A 15,479-nucleotide genomic window follows, 5' to 3' on the forward strand; every position below is an offset into this window, starting at 1 on the left:
AATATCTCTAAATACTTAGATATTTTTGTGATGATTGCCTAACCTAGTATCCTGAAGAAGACCCTTGCGGTATGATTTTTAATTCGATTGAATTTCTCATTTTCTTTCCTATAGTCGTATTTTTATATTACACCTTACCCCATCGATTTCGGTGGCTAATGTTGCTGATAGCCAGTTGTTATTTCTACATGGCATTCATTCCCATCTACATTGTCATCTTAGGTGCTACCATTGTTGTTGACTATTTCGCAGGTCTCTGGATTGAGCAAAGTTCCGGGCAAAAACGAAGACTTTTTCTTATTCTTAGTTTAATCGCCAATCTCGGTGTTCTGGCCGTTTTTAAATATTACAATTTCTTCGTTGATAACATTAATTTCCTAATTGGACCTAATCATCGGCATGTCCCATTATTGCAAATTCTATTACCCGTAGGCTTATCGTTTCATACCTTTCAGGCCATGAGCTACACCATTGAAGTGTATCGGGGCAATCAGAAAGCAGAGCGGCATTTTGGGATTTATGCCTTGTATGTGATGTTCTTTCCGCAGCTCGTAGCTGGCCCCATTGAGCGGCCACAGAATATACTACACCAGTTTCACGAAAAACATAGATTTAATTACCCAGACGTTGTAGACGGATTACGATGGATTTACTGGGGTTTATTCAAAAAAATGGTGGTAGCCGATCGGCTTAGCATGTACGTAGATCCGATTTTTGACAACCCCGGATCAAGTCAATACGGGGCTCTAGCCACCATGGCAGCAACCGCTTTTTTCTCCATTCAGATCTATTGCGACTTCTCGGGATATTCGGACGTAGCCATTGGAACAGCGAAAGTAATGGGCTTCAAACTGATGGAAAACTTCAGGCGTCCGTACATCGCTACAAACATCCAAATGTTCTGGTCACGCTGGCATATTTCCCTTTCTACCTGGTTCAGAGACTACTTGTATATTCCAATGGGGGGTAACCGAAAAGGACTGCTCAGGAAATATTTTAACGTTACTGTCGTATTTATTATAAGTGGGTTATGGCACGGAGCCAACTGGACTTACCTCATTTGGGGAGCTCTTCATTCGGTTTTTAATCTGGGCACCATGATTAGCCGGGATTTTAAACTCATTCAATTACCAAATCGCTGGTGGGTAAATTTGCTGGGTATGCTCACCACGTTTAGTCTGGTATCTTTTGCCTGGATTTTCTTTCGGGCCAGCTCAGTTGCCAACGCCTTTTCTATCATTGATACCATTTTTACCTGGCAAGGCTGGGCTATCGAATGGGAAGGATTTAGGTATTGGATACTGCGAACAGGCGATTTCAAGCCTCCTTTACGAATCATAGTCAGTTTACTGGTACTACTGGTTTTAGGCATCGGAGATCTATTGATCGAATACCGGAAGAACTATCTGCCAACAGCTGGTTTACGGATGATGCGTCCGGTACTGTATTCCTTAATGGTTATTTTCTTTCTTCTTTTTGCCTTGTTTGATACTGCCAAGCAGTTTATTTATTTTCAGTTTTAAGATTGCCTAGTATTCATATACTCACCTAACTAAATGTATTATGAAGACCTCCACCAGAAAAACCTTACTTAAAGCCAGCTTCATTTTAGTGTCCTTGTATGGATTAGGATGGGCGATTGAAAAAGTTCTTGATTTTGGTATCCGGCATAATTACGACTTCAAGCCGGCTATGGCTGCATCGGGTAATAATCCCTTTGATGTATTGGTAATTGGCCCTTCACGGGGTGGATTACATGATGGATCCCAGCATTGTCGAAAAGAAAACCAATTTAAGCTGTTATGACTTTGGACTTAACGGTAATAATATTGAGCATCAGCTAGCCATGCTGAAATTGTGGTTACATTACAGTCCGAAACCCAAGTACGTTTTTCTGGAAGCGACACCCGAGTATCTGGCTACTCCCAAGCGGGGCTATTATGATTTCTCATTTGTGCCGTTTCTGGATGAAGTGATTGGACAATCGCTTCTGAAAGACAAGAATCAGAAAATTGTAGATACCAGATATATCCCTTTGCTGAAATACGCTCACTACAATTCAATTCTAGTGCCTGAAGCTATGGTTGGCTTGGGTCTTTGGCTGAGTGGTGGGGGAAGAGAATGGCAGGCCCAGAACGGATACATCCGCACACCCTATACTAAATTTGACCATACCTTTGATGAAATAAAAAGTCATAATCCTAAAGGTTATGCTCTAAAGGTATCAGGAAAACAACTACAAGCTTATCGGGAGTTTATTAATCTGGCTAAGTCCGAAGGGATTGAACTCATTGTTTATGAAGCTCCTTTGTTAAAAGAGTATACGGATTTACACACCAACCGCTCTCAACTGCTTTCTAAACTGGACGCATTATGCCAGGAAGCAAACGTGCCTTATTGGAAATTTGATGATCATCCCATTGCCCAAAGCAGAGCCTATTTCTTCAATGCCAATCACCTGAATCAGGCAGGTACGGAGCTGTTTAGTAATTTGCTGGCTAATCGAATGTTGGAATGTGGTTTAACCGAAAAAACCAGCTTTGCTTTTCGAAATAATCAAAAAGAGACTACGGAAATACACTAATCTTTTAGTATACATCAAATGCTGAACGTAGTAACCAATGAGCCCGGCGAAATCTAGTATTTCGCCGGGCTCATTGGTTTATGTTTTCCGTTGCTTTTTTCGGGCGGAAGGGAAAAGCACATTATTCAAAATCAATCGGTAACCGGGCGAATTGGGATGAAGGTTTAAATCGGTAGGCATGCGATGGAAACCGCGTTGCCCTTCCGGGTCGTGCCCGCTGTAAAAAGTAAACTGGCCTTTGCCTAGCTCTCCGTAGACGTAACGATAGGTTGACTGGCTCTGTCCCAAAACCAGCACTCCCGGCTTGAGCGTTTTTTTGTTAAAAGCACTGGTTTGACCAAAAAACTCCCGAATGGTAGATTCATGATTCTGGACCAGTAGGGAAGGGATAACATCCCATTTCGCCGAAAAATCGAAAAGCGAAAAATAGGTCTCATCACCCCAGCCGTATCCCGATGAGGCATTAATGCTGGAGAAAGACATGCCGGGAAAATCTTCATCTGAAACCTCCAGTTCAAAATCCTGAAAGGCAATGGTTTTGCTGAAATCCAGTTTTTGCTGAGCTTTAGGGTCCACGCCATCACCGTCGAAAACGCTGGGGACAATATCCAGACCTTCAGCGGCCAGGGCCACATCCAGCGATTCGGTTCCAGAGCACATCGCAAAAAGGTAACCTCCACCCGCACAGAATTCTTTAATCGTACGGGCCACTTCGAGTTTCAATTGCGATACTTTTTTGAAGTGATACTTCTCTGCAATGGCTTTCTGGGCTTCCAGATCAGCCGCACTCATGCGACGGCGATTACGACCAAATTGGCCCGTAAAGTCCTCGTGGTGCAGATGAAGCCAATCGTAGAGGTGTAAATCGCCCTTTAGAATTTCTTCGTCGTACACCACTTCATAGGGGATTTCAGCGTAATTCAGCACCAGAAGTACCGCATCGGTATCTTCAAAACTGGCCTTACTGACCTTAATTGGGCTGTAAACCACTATTTTTGCAGCTTTGTATAACTTGACCACGTCCATGTTCACGTCCGGATTCGTTATAGACTGAATCATGGACTGTTCCACTGACTCCGTAACGACTTCATAGGAAACACTGCGTAGTTTGCATTCCAGTTCCAGTTCTGAGGTGTATTTCATCAGAAAACTACCGCCCCGATAATTCACCAGCCAGTCAACTTCGCGGTCGGCTTTCAACTCCCGATACGCCAGACCGTACGCTTTGAGGTGATTGGTTTGCTGAACATCCATTGGAATCAGGATAGAATTGGCCAGAAGCGAAGGGCTTAGCAATACCAGTAACGAAAAGAAAGTCCACATTTTACCCATAAGCGTAGCAGTTTCGAAATGGATATAGATCTGAAAATGGACAGGTAAGAGGGAGAGTATCTGTAAGTTACAGAATTATAAAGGAATATAGAAGTTTAGGTACGTTTGAATGAAAAGAAAAAAACAAACGAACGCAAAGACTTCATAAACGGTTTGGAACATTCTCCTGGAAAGAACCAATTTAGTATTTTATACTTAAAAATCAGTCTGATTGCTATTACATGGAACAACTCAACCCCCTGGAGTTAGCCACCGAGTTTATACACTTTACGAATAAAAACGTTTTTCTGACGGGCAAAGCCGGTACCGGGAAAACTACATTTCTGCATAACCTTAAAAAGAATTTACTAAAGCGAATGGTAGTGGTTGCTCCGACAGGGGTTGCTGCGATAAATGCGGGTGGTGTGACCATTCACTCTTTCTTCCAGTTACCTTTTACGCCTTACATTCCCGATGGGAAAAATCAGCGGCAAACGGGATTTACCAAAGAGCGGATTAATCTGATTAAAAGTCTGGATGTGCTGGTGATTGACGAAATCAGCATGGTGCGGGCGGATGTACTGGATGGGATCGATGAAGTGCTGCGGAAGTATAAAAACCGGAGCCTTCCGTTCGGCGGAACCCAATTGGTAATGATTGGGGATTTACATCAGTTATCTCCGGTAATCAGTGACGAGGAATGGGAGTTATTGCGACCCCATTATCAGACAATTTATTTCTTTGGTAGCAAAGCTTTACAGAAGACCCATCCCGTTCGGATTGAGTTAACGCATATCTATCGTCAGTCGGAGCCCGTTTTTGTAGAGTTATTGAATCAGGTTCGGGAAAATCGACTGAATCGTGAAAGTTTAGATCTTTTAAATCAGCGGTATATCCCGGATTTTAAACCTGCCGACGAGGAAGGTTACATCACCTTATCGACTCATAATGCTTCCGCTCAGAAGATTAATAGAACGAAACTGGATGAATTGCAGGGTTCATTAAGAACCTTTGATGCGGAGATAAAAGATGAATTTCCAAATGCGTATCCTACGGAGTTGAAGCTAGGCTTGAAGATCAATGCTCAGGTCATGTTTGTGAAGAATGATTCATCCCGGGATAAGTTATACTTCAACGGAAAAATCGGTAAAGTAACCCGCATCGTTGACAACATTATTTACGTCAAAGGCAAGGACGATTACGCCGAAATTGCCGTAGAACCTGTCGAGTGGACGAACGTAAAATACGTTTTGAACGAAAAAACCAAGGAGATCGAAGAACAGATCATTGGTACGTTTACCCAATACCCTCTCAAGCTGGCCTGGGCCATTACTATTCATAAAAGTCAGGGTTTAACTTTCGAAAAAGCCATTATTGATGCAAATTTATCCTTTGCTCATGGTCAAGTGTACGTCGCTTTGAGTCGCTGCAAAAGTTTGGAAGGCATGGTCTTAAGTAGCCCCATTAGCAGTCGAAGCGTACGGACGGATGGGGTAGTTTCGGCTTACAGTCGGCAGGCGGAAAAAGATAAACCAACGGCTCAGCAGTTGTTAACGGAGAAGATTAGTTTTCAGGAAAAGGTAATAAAAGAGCTATTCACATTCAACGAATTAATCTACGCGTATCAGTCTTTGAAGGCTGTAACCACTGAAATCTGGTTTGATGCCGCTGTAGTTCAGCAGATGGGTCAGACGATGATTGAAATACAGGAGGTATCCGAAAAATTCATTCGTCAGTTAATCACTTTGTTCTCTAAAAAAACGAACCTGCCGGAAGAAGAACCTGCGGTTATTGAACGGGTTCAGAAAGCGTCTACTTATTTCTTCGACAAATTGGAGACGGGGTTATTTCTGGAAAGCCAAAAGCTGGAGGTGAAAACGGATAATCAGTCCATTAAGAAGACCTTTCATGAAGCCCTGGAAAAATTACAACGCCTTTTATTTATCAAGAAAAAGATGTTGGAATCCGGCATGGGTAACCTTCAGATGAACGAATTATTGAAGATTAAGGCTAATGCTGACATTGAATTCAAAGGAATGATTCAATTACCGAAAGGGAAGGAGGCGGTGAAAGGCTATACCCATCAAGCCTTATACTATCAGCTTAAAGAATGGCGGGATAATAAAGCGTATGAAAAAGACGTGATGGAGTTTCAAATCCTGGCTCATAAATCGTTGACTGATATTACTGAACAGTTGCCGGTAACTTTGGAAGAGTTAGGTAAAATAAAGGGCATTGGAAAGGCTAAGGTGAAAGAGTTTGGGGAGGAAATTATTACGATTATTCAAGAATATTGTGTTAAAAATGAGATCGTTAAAGAAACGGCTACAGCCGAAAAGGTAAATCCGAAAGCAGAAGTTTTGCGTTATTATCGGGATGGAATCAATACCGAAGCGATAGCCACTGCCCTGAGTCTTGAGGTAGAAACCGTTGAAGACTATCTGATCGAATACATTGGCACGGGCAAACTGGATATCTATGATGTATTTAGCCGCCGGAACATTACCCTCATTTTGGAGTATGTAACCGAAACGAATCAGCGATCATTAAAGAAGATTCAAAAGGCATTGGGCGGTACGGTAACGATGGCGGAAATTAAGGGCGTATTAACCCATCTGGAGCATACTGCTGCCTAAAAGTCAAGTTTCTCTTTTCAGGAATACTTTCACGTCCGCTTAAGATTCATCAGAGGGACACGGTTCTCCCCTTAAAATTGCCTACTTTTGCGGCTCGAAAACCGTTATCTCTTTCCGAAGAGGTAACCGTCAACTGATAACTGAACAAATGGAGTACGCTTTTCGCGATATCGAGAAAAAATGGCAGGAATTCTGGGAGAAAAACCAGATTTACCGCGTTGAAGATCAAACCGACAAACCCAAGTATTACGTTCTGGATATGTTCCCGTATCCTTCTGGGGCTGGCTTACACGTAGGTCACCCGCTGGGATACATCGCCAGTGATATTTTCAGCCGTTACAAGCGGATGAAGGGATATAACGTGCTGCATCCGATGGGTTTTGACAGCTTTGGCCTTCCCGCCGAGCAGTACGCCATTCAGACGGGGCAACATCCTGCCATTACGACTGAACAGAATATTAACCGATACATTGAGCAATTGAAAAACGTAGGTTTCAGCTTTGACTGGAGCCGGGAAGTTCGCACGTCCAATGCGGATTATTACAAATGGACGCAGTGGATTTTCATGCAGTTGTTCAATCACTATTACGATAAAGACGCGGACAAAGCTTTACCTATTTCTTCGCTGACAAAGGCGTTTGCCGAAGGAGGTTCGAAAGCGGTGAATGCCGTTTGCGACGAAGACGTACCAACGTTTACTGCGGAAGAATGGAATGCCAAAAGCGAAACGGAGCAGTACGAAATCACTCTGAAATATCGCCTGACGTATTTGGCGGATGCCGTGGTAAACTGGTGCCCAGCCTTAGGAACCGTTCTGGCCAATGATGAAGTAAAAGACGGTGTTTCGGAACGAGGTGGTTATCCCGTCGAGAAGAAGCTGATGCGTCAGTGGATGATGCGAATTACAGCGTATGCCAACCGCCTGATTGATGGATTGGAAACCATCGATTGGTCGGAGTCTATCAAAGAACAGCAGAGGAACTGGATTGGACGTTCGTACGGAGCCAGTGTGAAGTTTCAGGTGGAAGGTAAAGATCAGACCATCGAAGTATTCACCACTCGCGTAGATACGATTTATGGCGTAAGCTTCATGGTAATCGCTCCCGAGCATGAATTAGTGCCTGAGCTGACTACCGCTGAGCAAAAAGAAGCCGTCGAAGAATATGTAAACGCGACCAAACGCCGTTCCGAACTGGATCGGATGATGGAAGTGAAGAAGGTTTCTGGGGTATTTACGGGTAGCTACGTTGTTAATCCATTTAACGAAGAGAAAGTCCCTATTTATCTGGCCGATTACGTATTGGCAGGCTATGGAACGGGAGCCGTCATGGGCGTTCCTTCCGGCGATCAGCGGGACTGGAATTTCGCGACCCATTTTGGCTTACCGATTATACCGATTCTGGATGCTCAGAAAGGGATCGGTGAGCAGGCTGATCCTACCAAAGAGGGGACCTATATTAATTCCGGTATCATTAACGGCATGGGATATAAGGAAGCTACGGCAACCTTAACCGCGTGGCTGGAAGAACGAGGATTAGGTAAAGGCAAAACCAATTACCGAATGCGTGACGCCGTGTTTAGTCGGCAGCGGTATTGGGGGGAACCGGTTCCGGTTTACTTCAAGGATGGATTGCCTTATCTGTTGGACGAAAATGACCTGCCGCTGGAGTTACCCGCGGTTGATAAATACCTGCCTACCGAAACGGGGGAGCCGCCACTGGGCCGTGCTACTGACTGGAAGTATAAGGGTGAATACGAATATGAATTAAGCACCATGCCCGGTTGGGCGGGTTCGTCCTGGTATTGGTTCCGGTATATGGATCCGAAAAACGAGAACGAACTGGCGTCGAAAGAAGCGATTCAATACTGGAAAGGGGTTGATTTATACGTGGGAGGTTCGGAACACGCCACGGGCCACTTGCTATACTCTCGTTTCTGGAACAAATTCCTGAAAGATATTGGCGTAGCCGAGCAAGAAGAATTTGCGAAGAAACTAGTGAATCAGGGCATGATTCAGGGTCGCTCGAATTTTGTGTATCGGGTGAAAGAATCAAATCCGGTAACGTTTGTGAGTGCGGGCCTGAAAAATCAGTACGAAGTAACGCCATTGCACGTAGACGTAAATATCGTAGATCAGGATGTGCTGGACATTGAGAAGTTCAAGTCTTCACGTACGGATGTTCCCGCCGATGCCGTGTTTATCCTGGAAGATGGCAAATACGTGTGTGGCTGGGAAGTTGAAAAGATGTCAAAGTCGAAGTTCAACGTAGTAAACCCGGATGACATTGTTGAGAAATACGGTGCTGATACCTTACGTCTGTACGAAATGTTCCTGGGCCCGCTGACGGATTCCAAACCCTGGAATACAAACGGAATCAGTGGAACGTTCAATTTCCTGCGTAAACTTTGGCGTTTATTCTACGAAGATCAGACGGGTAAATATCTGGTTACGGAAGACCAGCCCACGGCGGAAGAACTCAAGGTTTTACACAAGGCCATTAAGAAAGTAGGAGAGGACATTGAAGTACTTTCATTCAATACGTCAGTTCCGGCTTTCATGGTACTTGCCAATGAGTTAACCACGCTGAAATGCCACAAAAAAGCTATTCTGGCTGACTTTGTACGCATTCTGGCTCCTTTTGCTCCGCACATTAGTGAAGAGTTATGGACGGCTTTAGGTAATGAACCCGGAACGGTAACTACGCAAAGTTTTCCTGAATTCAATGCTTCGTATCTGGTAGAGAATTCCTTTGAATATCCCGTTCAGATTAATGGTAAAGTAAGAACAACCTTAACGTTCCCCGCTGACGCGAATCCGAAAGAGATTGAAGCTGAGGTATTAGCGAATGAAACGGTGATCAGATGGCTCGAAGGGAAGACTCCGAAAAAGGTAGTCGTTGTACCAAAGCGAATCGTTAACGTCGTGATCTAGTATCCTGTACTATCCTGAAATTAAATATTTTTTATTTCAGAACTAAGAGTAATACCCAAGCCGGATCGTCTCTTCAAAAGCAAGAGGCCTTCCGGCTTTAGTGTTTAAGTTGAAATGTTTAATGGTTAGGCAGAAAGACCTCGGTAATGCTGAGGTTTTTTGTTTGTATGGGTTTTGAGCGACCGTCGCTACGGTTTTGAGTTTTGAGTGTGGGAAGGAAAAACTTGTAAAGGTAGGCAAGACGTTTGGATATCGAGACCCTAACCCCGTAGGGGTTCAATATGGGTAGCCCCGGATAAAATCCGGGGTAAACGTTGGACTGGCCCATACGCTAATCTTCCGCAATGGCTGGTGTCCTCACCAGCCATTGCTAAAAGCCTGGTAGTTGGTGAAGACACCAACTATGACGGAGTTTTTGAGTTTACAATCCCCAATAACAGGCGATTATTGATGTAAAGATGCAATGAAGTCGCATCTGGGTAAGAGACGGTCAGCGTTACTTTAGGAATTATAAATTCCTTACAGATGGCTTTCGGATTACAAATCCGAAAGAGCGTATTATAAATTTAAAAAACATATTTCTACTTTTAAGATTCAAATATATTGACATCATCTTATGAGTAAAATATACTTATTTGCAACTTTAGTTTTATTGATTTCTTGTAAGAACAACAGTAGTATTTCTAGCACTGAGTATAGCATTAGTACCCCTGAGTTATCTTTTCAAACAGGAATAGAAATTTCATTGATTAATTTGCTAGAAAAAGAAACTAAGGGTAAAGGGGAGCATTTAAAAACATATTTTTCACAAACTGTCTTGATCTCTGATTCTTTAGTAGCACCTCAGAGTTTTCCTGACAAAAAAACAGTGCTATTACCAGGGATTTATTATCCTATTAGCTCGAAAGAAGCTGGGATAAAAATTATCAAAAAACTACGTCCATATATTGAATCAAAAAATTATAGACTTTTTCTTGTTGACGAAAGTGATTCTACTACCAAATTAGCTGTTGTTCATTCGGAGGATGAATGGACTCCATTAGTATACATGCAAACTCATGGAGCTAATTATGGTCTTAATACCCCTAAACTAATTACGCACTTAAAAGATTTAAATGAAACCTTAAATTTAAAACTGATTGGTGCGGATTACGATTGGTGTGAGTTTGAAATCGAAAAAGAACCCGACAATTGGCAGAAAGTGGCTGAGAAAGTATACCGTTTGTGCCCCGATATTGTAGATCAGGGAGCGGGTAATGTTGAATCTTTAGCTAAAGAACTAGAGCAAACGAAGCGATTGTATTTATGGTTTGATTAGGCTAGATTTACTGATAATTCAGAATATCAATTAAGCACTATTTCATTACCATTGTAATCAATATTATAACTTCCACTATCAAGATCGATTACACTATTCTAATTTTCTCCCACCCTGGCTGGTGTCCTCACCAGCCATCAATATAAAAGCATAGTGTTTAGTGAGGACACCAATTAGGGCGGATGACTGTCAATCCGAAAAGATACAATCAAGCATTTCAAGTAGAGACGCGATGAAATCGCATCTGATTAAGAGGCATTCAGCGTTACTTTAGGGATTATAAATCCCTTACAAAGGGCTTTCGGATTGTAGATTCAAAAGAGTGTATACAAAAAGAGAAGCCCTTTCCTGAATCATTCAGGAAAGGGCTTCTCTTTTTTAACTTAAACCCTAAACTCAAAACTCACGATGCTTACGCACTCAGTTGAGATTCCCGGTGAATAATGGCTTCACGGTCAGGGCCTGTAGAGATAAAGCTAATGGGTAATTTTAAATCCTCTTCCAGGAAGCTGATGTACGCTGAAAGTTCGGCGGGTAACTCATCGTAGCAGTGGTAACTGCTCAGATCCGTTTGCCAGCCTTTAAAGGTTTTGTAAACGGGCGTTACTTCAATGTCGTTCAAATCATGAGGAATCTGTTCAGTTACCGTGCCGTCAGGCAATTGGTAATGCGTACAAACCTTGATTTCGTCGAAGATATTCAACACGTCTACTTTCATCATGATCAATTGCGTAACCCCGTTGATCATCATGGCGTACTTGAGGGCAGGTAAATCCAGCCAGCCCGTTCGGCGGGAACGACCCGTAGTAGCTCCAAACTCACGGCCTTCCTGACGGATGCGTTCGCCTACTTCGTCGTTCAATTCCGTAGGGAATGGACCACTTCCTACGCGAGTACAGTAAGCTTTAAAGATTCCGTATACTTCGCCTACATTTTTAGGAGCAACACCCAAGCCGGTGCAAACCCCAGCAGTCGTTGTCGTAGAGCTCGTTACAAAAGGATACGAACCAAAATCAATATCTAATAAAGAACCCTGAGCCCCTTCCGCCAGAATGGTCTTACCTTCAGAGATGGCCTGATTAATGACGTATTCTGTTTCTTCCAGTTTAAATTGCTTCAGGAATTCGATGGAGTCAAAGAATTGCTGTTCGGCTTCTGCAAGATCGTATTCAAAATTATAGAAGCCCAGAATCATTTTATGCGTGTCTACCAGGCGGTTGTATTTTTCCTGAAAGTTTGGCGAAAGCACGTCACCCACGCGTAGACCCTGACGAGATACTTTGTCCGTATAAGTAGGACCAATGCCACGCAGAGTTGAACCAATTTTAGAGTCACCCTTCGCTTTTTCGTAAGCCGCGTCCAACAGGCGGTGCGAAGGAAGAATAATGGCGGTTTTTTTAGAAATCAGCAGGTTCTTGGTCAGATCCATACCGAACTTTTCACTCAGACCTTCAATTTCTTTCTTGAATACGATAGGATCCAGTACCAGACCGTTTCCAATGATATTCAGAACTTCGGAACGGAACACACCCGAAGGAATCTGGTGCAACACGTGCTTCTTTCCTTCGAATTCCAGTGTGTGTCCAGCATTGGGACCTCCCTGAAAACGGGCTACTACCTGATATTGTGGAGCTAACACATCCACAATTTTCCCTTTGCCTTCGTCGCCCCATTGAAGGCCCAGCAATACGTCAACTTTCATTGTACAATTTGAAATTTAGAGAGTAAACACAAAAATCCGGCTTCGTTTGTGAAGCCGGATGTAGTGCTGACCCGTATTATTCGTTCGTTAGGGCGTAAGGTTGCCCTGTGAGCATTGATTTACGATTCTCGCAATTCTGCTTGGTACAAGACCCGTAGAAAATCAGGCTGTGGTGCATGATGTTCGATTGCATCATATCACCCACCATGTTCTGGATGTTCTGCACCCGAGGATCGCAGAATTCAGTTACGTGGTGACAGTCGGTGCAGATCAGGTGATCGTGCTGGCGACGGCCATATGATTTTTCGTACTGAGCCTGGTTTTTACCGAATTGGTGTTTGGTTACGAGGTTACATTCTACCAATACATCAAGGGTATTGTAGACGGTTGCTCTGGAAACCTGGTACTTTTTGTTCTTCATGGAAACGTAAAGTTCTTCTACGTCAAAATGGTCGTCGCGAGAATAAATCTCCTCCAGAATCGCAAAACGTTCGGGGGTTTTACGAAGACCTTTATTTTCCAGAAACGCGGTGAAGATCTGCCTCACCGTCGTAAAACTCGATTCGTTAAGAGGCATTGTTTTCAGAATAAAGTGCAAAGAAAGGGCATTTTGGGACTTTATCTCAGAGAATTGTCAACTCCTTAAGAATTTAGATTCATTATAGCCCTGTCCGTGGTAGTTTGGATGAATAATTCAGTAGTGAGGAGGTTAGAATAGCTGCTTAATTTTCAGAATATTCAAAACGCAAAACCTCGAATACGCCTTTTACTTTTTTCAATTTCGAAATCAGCGTATTCAAATGCTCGGTGTCGTGGACGTATAACTTAATTTTTCCGTCAAAAATTCCACCTTCGTTAGTATCCACAATAATTGACCGCATATTCACTTTGTGCTCTTTGGAAATGACCTTGGTCACATCATTTACCAGACCCACCCGATCGGTTCCCTTAATGCGAATACCCGCCAGAAAGGCTACTAACTGGCTTGACCATTTGGCTTTAATCACCCGGTTGCCATGGGTGGACAGTAACTCACGGGCGTTTTTACAGGTAGTTTTATGAATTTTAATGCCTTCATTCACCGTTACAAAACCGAAAACTTCATCGCCGGGAATGGGGTGACAGCAGGCGGAAAGGGTATAGTCAAACTTATCCATATCCTCGCCAATCAACAGCATGTCGGAATCGGGCCGGTCGCCGTGTACCCGTTTTAATTCCTTAACAATGGTTTTGCTATCTTGAGCATCATTACTATTGTTAAGGACGTTTTTGGCTTCCAGAGCACGCTTGTGAGTATCACGGGCAATTTTCCAGCGTTTAATATCATCTGTATGCAGGTAGCCTTTCCCGAAACGGTAGAATAAATCATTCGGGTCGCGGGCGTTGAAGTAAGCCCGGAGCTGATTGGTTACGTCAAAGGATAAGTCAATGCCCAGGTTTTTGAGCTTCTTGCTTACCATTTCCCGTCCTTCATTAACATGTTGACGGTTAATCTCCTTCAGGGCTTCTTTGATATTAGCCCGGGCTTTCGTCGTAATCACAAACTTCAGCCAATCCTCGCGGGGCGATTGCTTGGTTGAAGTTAAAATTTCTACCTGATCGCCATTTTTCAGGACATGACTAATCTCAACGAGTTTGCCATTGACCTTGGCTCCCAGACAGCGTGACCCAATTTGAGAGTGAATGGAATACGCAAAATCCAAAGCAGTCGAGCCGGCCTGCAATACTTTCAGGTCGCCTTTGGGAGTAAAGACAAAGACTTCATCCTGAAATAAATGGCCCCGGAAATCATTAATAAACTCGATGGCTGAGCTATCATTATGCTCCAGCACTTCCCGAACCTGATTCAGCCAGGCGTCGATGCCTTCGTTAACGTTAGTGTTGTTCCCCTTGTATTTCCAGTGAGCGGCGTACCCTTTTTCGGCAATTTCATCCATCCGACGGGAACGAACCTGCACTTCCACCCACTGACCAGAGCTACTCATGACGGTGGTATGCAAGGATTCATAACCGTTGGCCCGTGGATTAGAAATCCAGTCACGGAGACGCTCAGGGTTAGGACGATAATGATCCGTTACGATAGAATAAGCCCGCCAGCAAAGCGACTTTTCCTGATCAGGGGTAGAATCAATAATCACCCGAATGGCAAAAAGATCATAAATCTCTTCGAAGCTTTTGCCCTGATTTTTAATTTTATTCCAGATCGAGTGAATGGACTTGGGCCGTCCTTTGATAATAAAGGGAATGTTTTCACTGCGAAGATCTTTCTCAATGGGCCGAATAAATTCCCGAATAAACTGTTGTCGCCGGGTTTTGGTTGACTTCAGTTTTGCCGCGATTTCTTTATAAATCTTGGGCTCTGCATACTTCAGGTATAAATCTTCCAGCTCCGTTTTGATCGTATACAAACCCAGCCGGTGGGCGAGGGGAGCGTACAGATACGTAGTCTCAGAAGCAATTTTTAGCTGTTTATCCCGGCTCATCGAACTGAGTGTCCGCATATTATGCAAACGGTCGGCGAGCTTGATGAGGATTACCCGAACATCTTCTGAAAGGGTTAATAACAGCTTGCGGAAGTTTTCCGCCTGAGCCGAAGCTCCCTGTTCAAAAATCCCAGCAATTTTAGTTAAGCCATCAATGATCTTAGCCACTTTGTTCCCAAACATGGCTTCAATATCATCCAGTGTAATGTCGGTATCTTCCACCACATCGTGCATAAGAGCACAGATGATGGCCGTTGTTCCTAAGCCGATTTCTTCCACACAAATCTGAGCAACAGCAATGGGGTGGTAAATGTAAGGTTCCCCCGTTTTGCGTCGCATGTCCTTATGGGCGTCAGCGGCCAGCGTAAATGCCTTCTTGATTAATTTGGCATCATTGTCCTTCAAAAAAGGTTTAGCTGTCCGCAAAAGTTTGCGGTAGCGTTTCAGTATTTCCTGGCGTTCCGCCTCTAGGTCAATCGTAAGTTCCACAGTACTCATTAGCACCCTGTTATC

10 protein-coding genes are annotated in these 15,479 nt (G+C 43.6%); 6 read left to right on the forward strand and 4 right to left on the reverse strand.

Translation table 11 applies throughout. The features are described from left to right. Positions 1–188: 188 nt before the first annotated feature. The 3 genes from QE357_RS08960 to QE357_RS08970 are packed head-to-tail and all read left to right on the forward strand — an operon-like array spanning position 189 to position 2,584. A complete protein-coding gene (locus QE357_RS08960; protein WP_309706813.1) occupies positions 189–1,523 on the forward strand; it encodes an MBOAT family O-acyltransferase in 1,335 nt (444 codons plus the stop codon). A 40-nt stretch (positions 1,524–1,563) separates the two neighbouring features. After that, complete coding sequence (locus QE357_RS08965) at positions 1,564–1,806, forward strand: hypothetical protein (RefSeq protein WP_309706815.1); 243 nt, start codon at positions 1,564–1,566, stop codon at positions 1,804–1,806. Next, complete coding sequence (locus QE357_RS08970; RefSeq protein ID WP_309706816.1) at positions 1,757–2,584, forward strand: hypothetical protein; 828 nt, start codon at positions 1,757–1,759, stop codon at positions 2,582–2,584. Before QE357_RS08965 ends, QE357_RS08970 begins: the two co-directional genes overlap by 50 nt. Positions 2,585–2,662: 78 nt before the next feature. On the opposite strand, the gene QE357_RS08975 is transcribed toward QE357_RS08970, so the two are convergent. After that, the gene (locus QE357_RS08975; RefSeq protein WP_309706818.1) at positions 2,663–3,916 is read right to left on the reverse strand and encodes an asparagine synthetase B; all 1,254 of its coding nucleotides are present in this window, start codon (positions 3,914–3,916) and stop codon (positions 2,663–2,665) included. A 221-nt stretch (positions 3,917–4,137) separates the two neighbouring features. On the opposite strand from QE357_RS08975, the gene QE357_RS08980 reads away from it, so the two are divergent. The 3 genes from QE357_RS08980 (at position 4,138) to QE357_RS08990 (ending at position 10,781) form a co-directional block, all read left to right on the forward strand. After that, positions 4,138–6,531 (forward strand): HRDC domain-containing protein, encoded by a 2,394-nt coding sequence (locus tag QE357_RS08980; RefSeq protein ID WP_309706820.1) that lies wholly within the window; start codon positions 4,138–4,140, stop codon positions 6,529–6,531. A gap of 148 nt (positions 6,532–6,679) precedes the next feature. After that, positions 6,680–9,463, forward strand: coding sequence for a leucine--tRNA ligase (gene leuS / locus QE357_RS08985; protein WP_309706822.1), 2,784 nt, complete (start codon positions 6,680–6,682; stop codon positions 9,461–9,463). Between the two features lie 616 nt (positions 9,464–10,079). Then, a complete protein-coding gene (locus QE357_RS08990; protein WP_309706824.1) occupies positions 10,080–10,781 on the forward strand; it encodes a DUF4253 domain-containing protein in 702 nt (233 codons plus the stop codon). A gap of 412 nt (positions 10,782–11,193) precedes the next feature. Here the strand turns inward: QE357_RS08990 and QE357_RS08995 are convergent, their stop codons facing one another. The 3 genes from QE357_RS08995 to QE357_RS09005 form a co-directional block, all read right to left on the reverse strand. Beyond that, the gene (locus QE357_RS08995; RefSeq protein ID WP_106638059.1) at positions 11,194–12,483 is read right to left on the reverse strand and encodes an adenylosuccinate synthase; all 1,290 of its coding nucleotides are present in this window, start codon (positions 12,481–12,483) and stop codon (positions 11,194–11,196) included. A 76-nt stretch (positions 12,484–12,559) separates the two neighbouring features. Beyond that, positions 12,560–13,060, reverse strand: a complete 501-nt coding sequence (locus QE357_RS09000; RefSeq protein WP_106638058.1) for a Fur family transcriptional regulator — start codon at positions 13,058–13,060, stop codon at positions 12,560–12,562. Between the two features lie 145 nt (positions 13,061–13,205). Next, on the reverse strand, positions 13,206–15,464 hold the full coding sequence (locus tag QE357_RS09005; protein WP_106638057.1) for a bifunctional (p)ppGpp synthetase/guanosine-3',5'-bis(diphosphate) 3'-pyrophosphohydrolase: 2,259 nt from the start codon (positions 15,462–15,464) through the stop codon (positions 13,206–13,208). Between the last annotated feature and the right edge of the window lie 15 nt (positions 15,465–15,479).

The organism is Siphonobacter sp. SORGH_AS_0500 (assembly GCF_031453245.1).
Classification (GTDB): Bacteria; Bacteroidota; Bacteroidia; order Cytophagales; family Spirosomataceae; genus Siphonobacter.

Excerpts from the sequence above, each read along its gene's own strand:
- QE357_RS08965 (WP_309706815.1), top strand. The coding sequence starts at position 1,564 with ATGAAGACCTCCACCAGAAAAACCTTACTTAAAGCCAGCTTCATTTTA.
- QE357_RS08960 (WP_309706813.1), top strand. The coding sequence starts at position 189 with ATGGCATTCATTCCCATCTACATTGTCATCTTAGGTGCTACCATTGTT.
- QE357_RS08970 (WP_309706816.1), top strand. The coding sequence starts at position 1,757 with ATGATGGATCCCAGCATTGTCGAAAAGAAAACCAATTTAAGCTGTTAT.
- QE357_RS08990 (WP_309706824.1), top strand. The coding sequence starts at position 10,080 with ATGAGTAAAATATACTTATTTGCAACTTTAGTTTTATTGATTTCTTGT.
- QE357_RS08980 (WP_309706820.1), top strand. The coding sequence starts at position 4,138 with ATGGAACAACTCAACCCCCTGGAGTTAGCCACCGAGTTTATACACTTT.
- QE357_RS09000 (WP_106638058.1), bottom strand. The coding sequence starts at position 13,060 with ATGCCTCTTAACGAATCGAGTTTTACGACGGTGAGGCAGATCTTCACC.
- QE357_RS08975 (WP_309706818.1), bottom strand. The coding sequence starts at position 3,916 with ATGGGTAAAATGTGGACTTTCTTTTCGTTACTGGTATTGCTAAGCCCT.
- QE357_RS09005 (WP_106638057.1), bottom strand. The coding sequence starts at position 15,464 with ATGAGTACTGTGGAACTTACGATTGACCTAGAGGCGGAACGCCAGGAA.
- QE357_RS08995 (WP_106638059.1), bottom strand. The coding sequence starts at position 12,483 with ATGAAAGTTGACGTATTGCTGGGCCTTCAATGGGGCGACGAAGGCAAA.
- leuS (WP_309706822.1), top strand. The coding sequence starts at position 6,680 with ATGGAGTACGCTTTTCGCGATATCGAGAAAAAATGGCAGGAATTCTGG.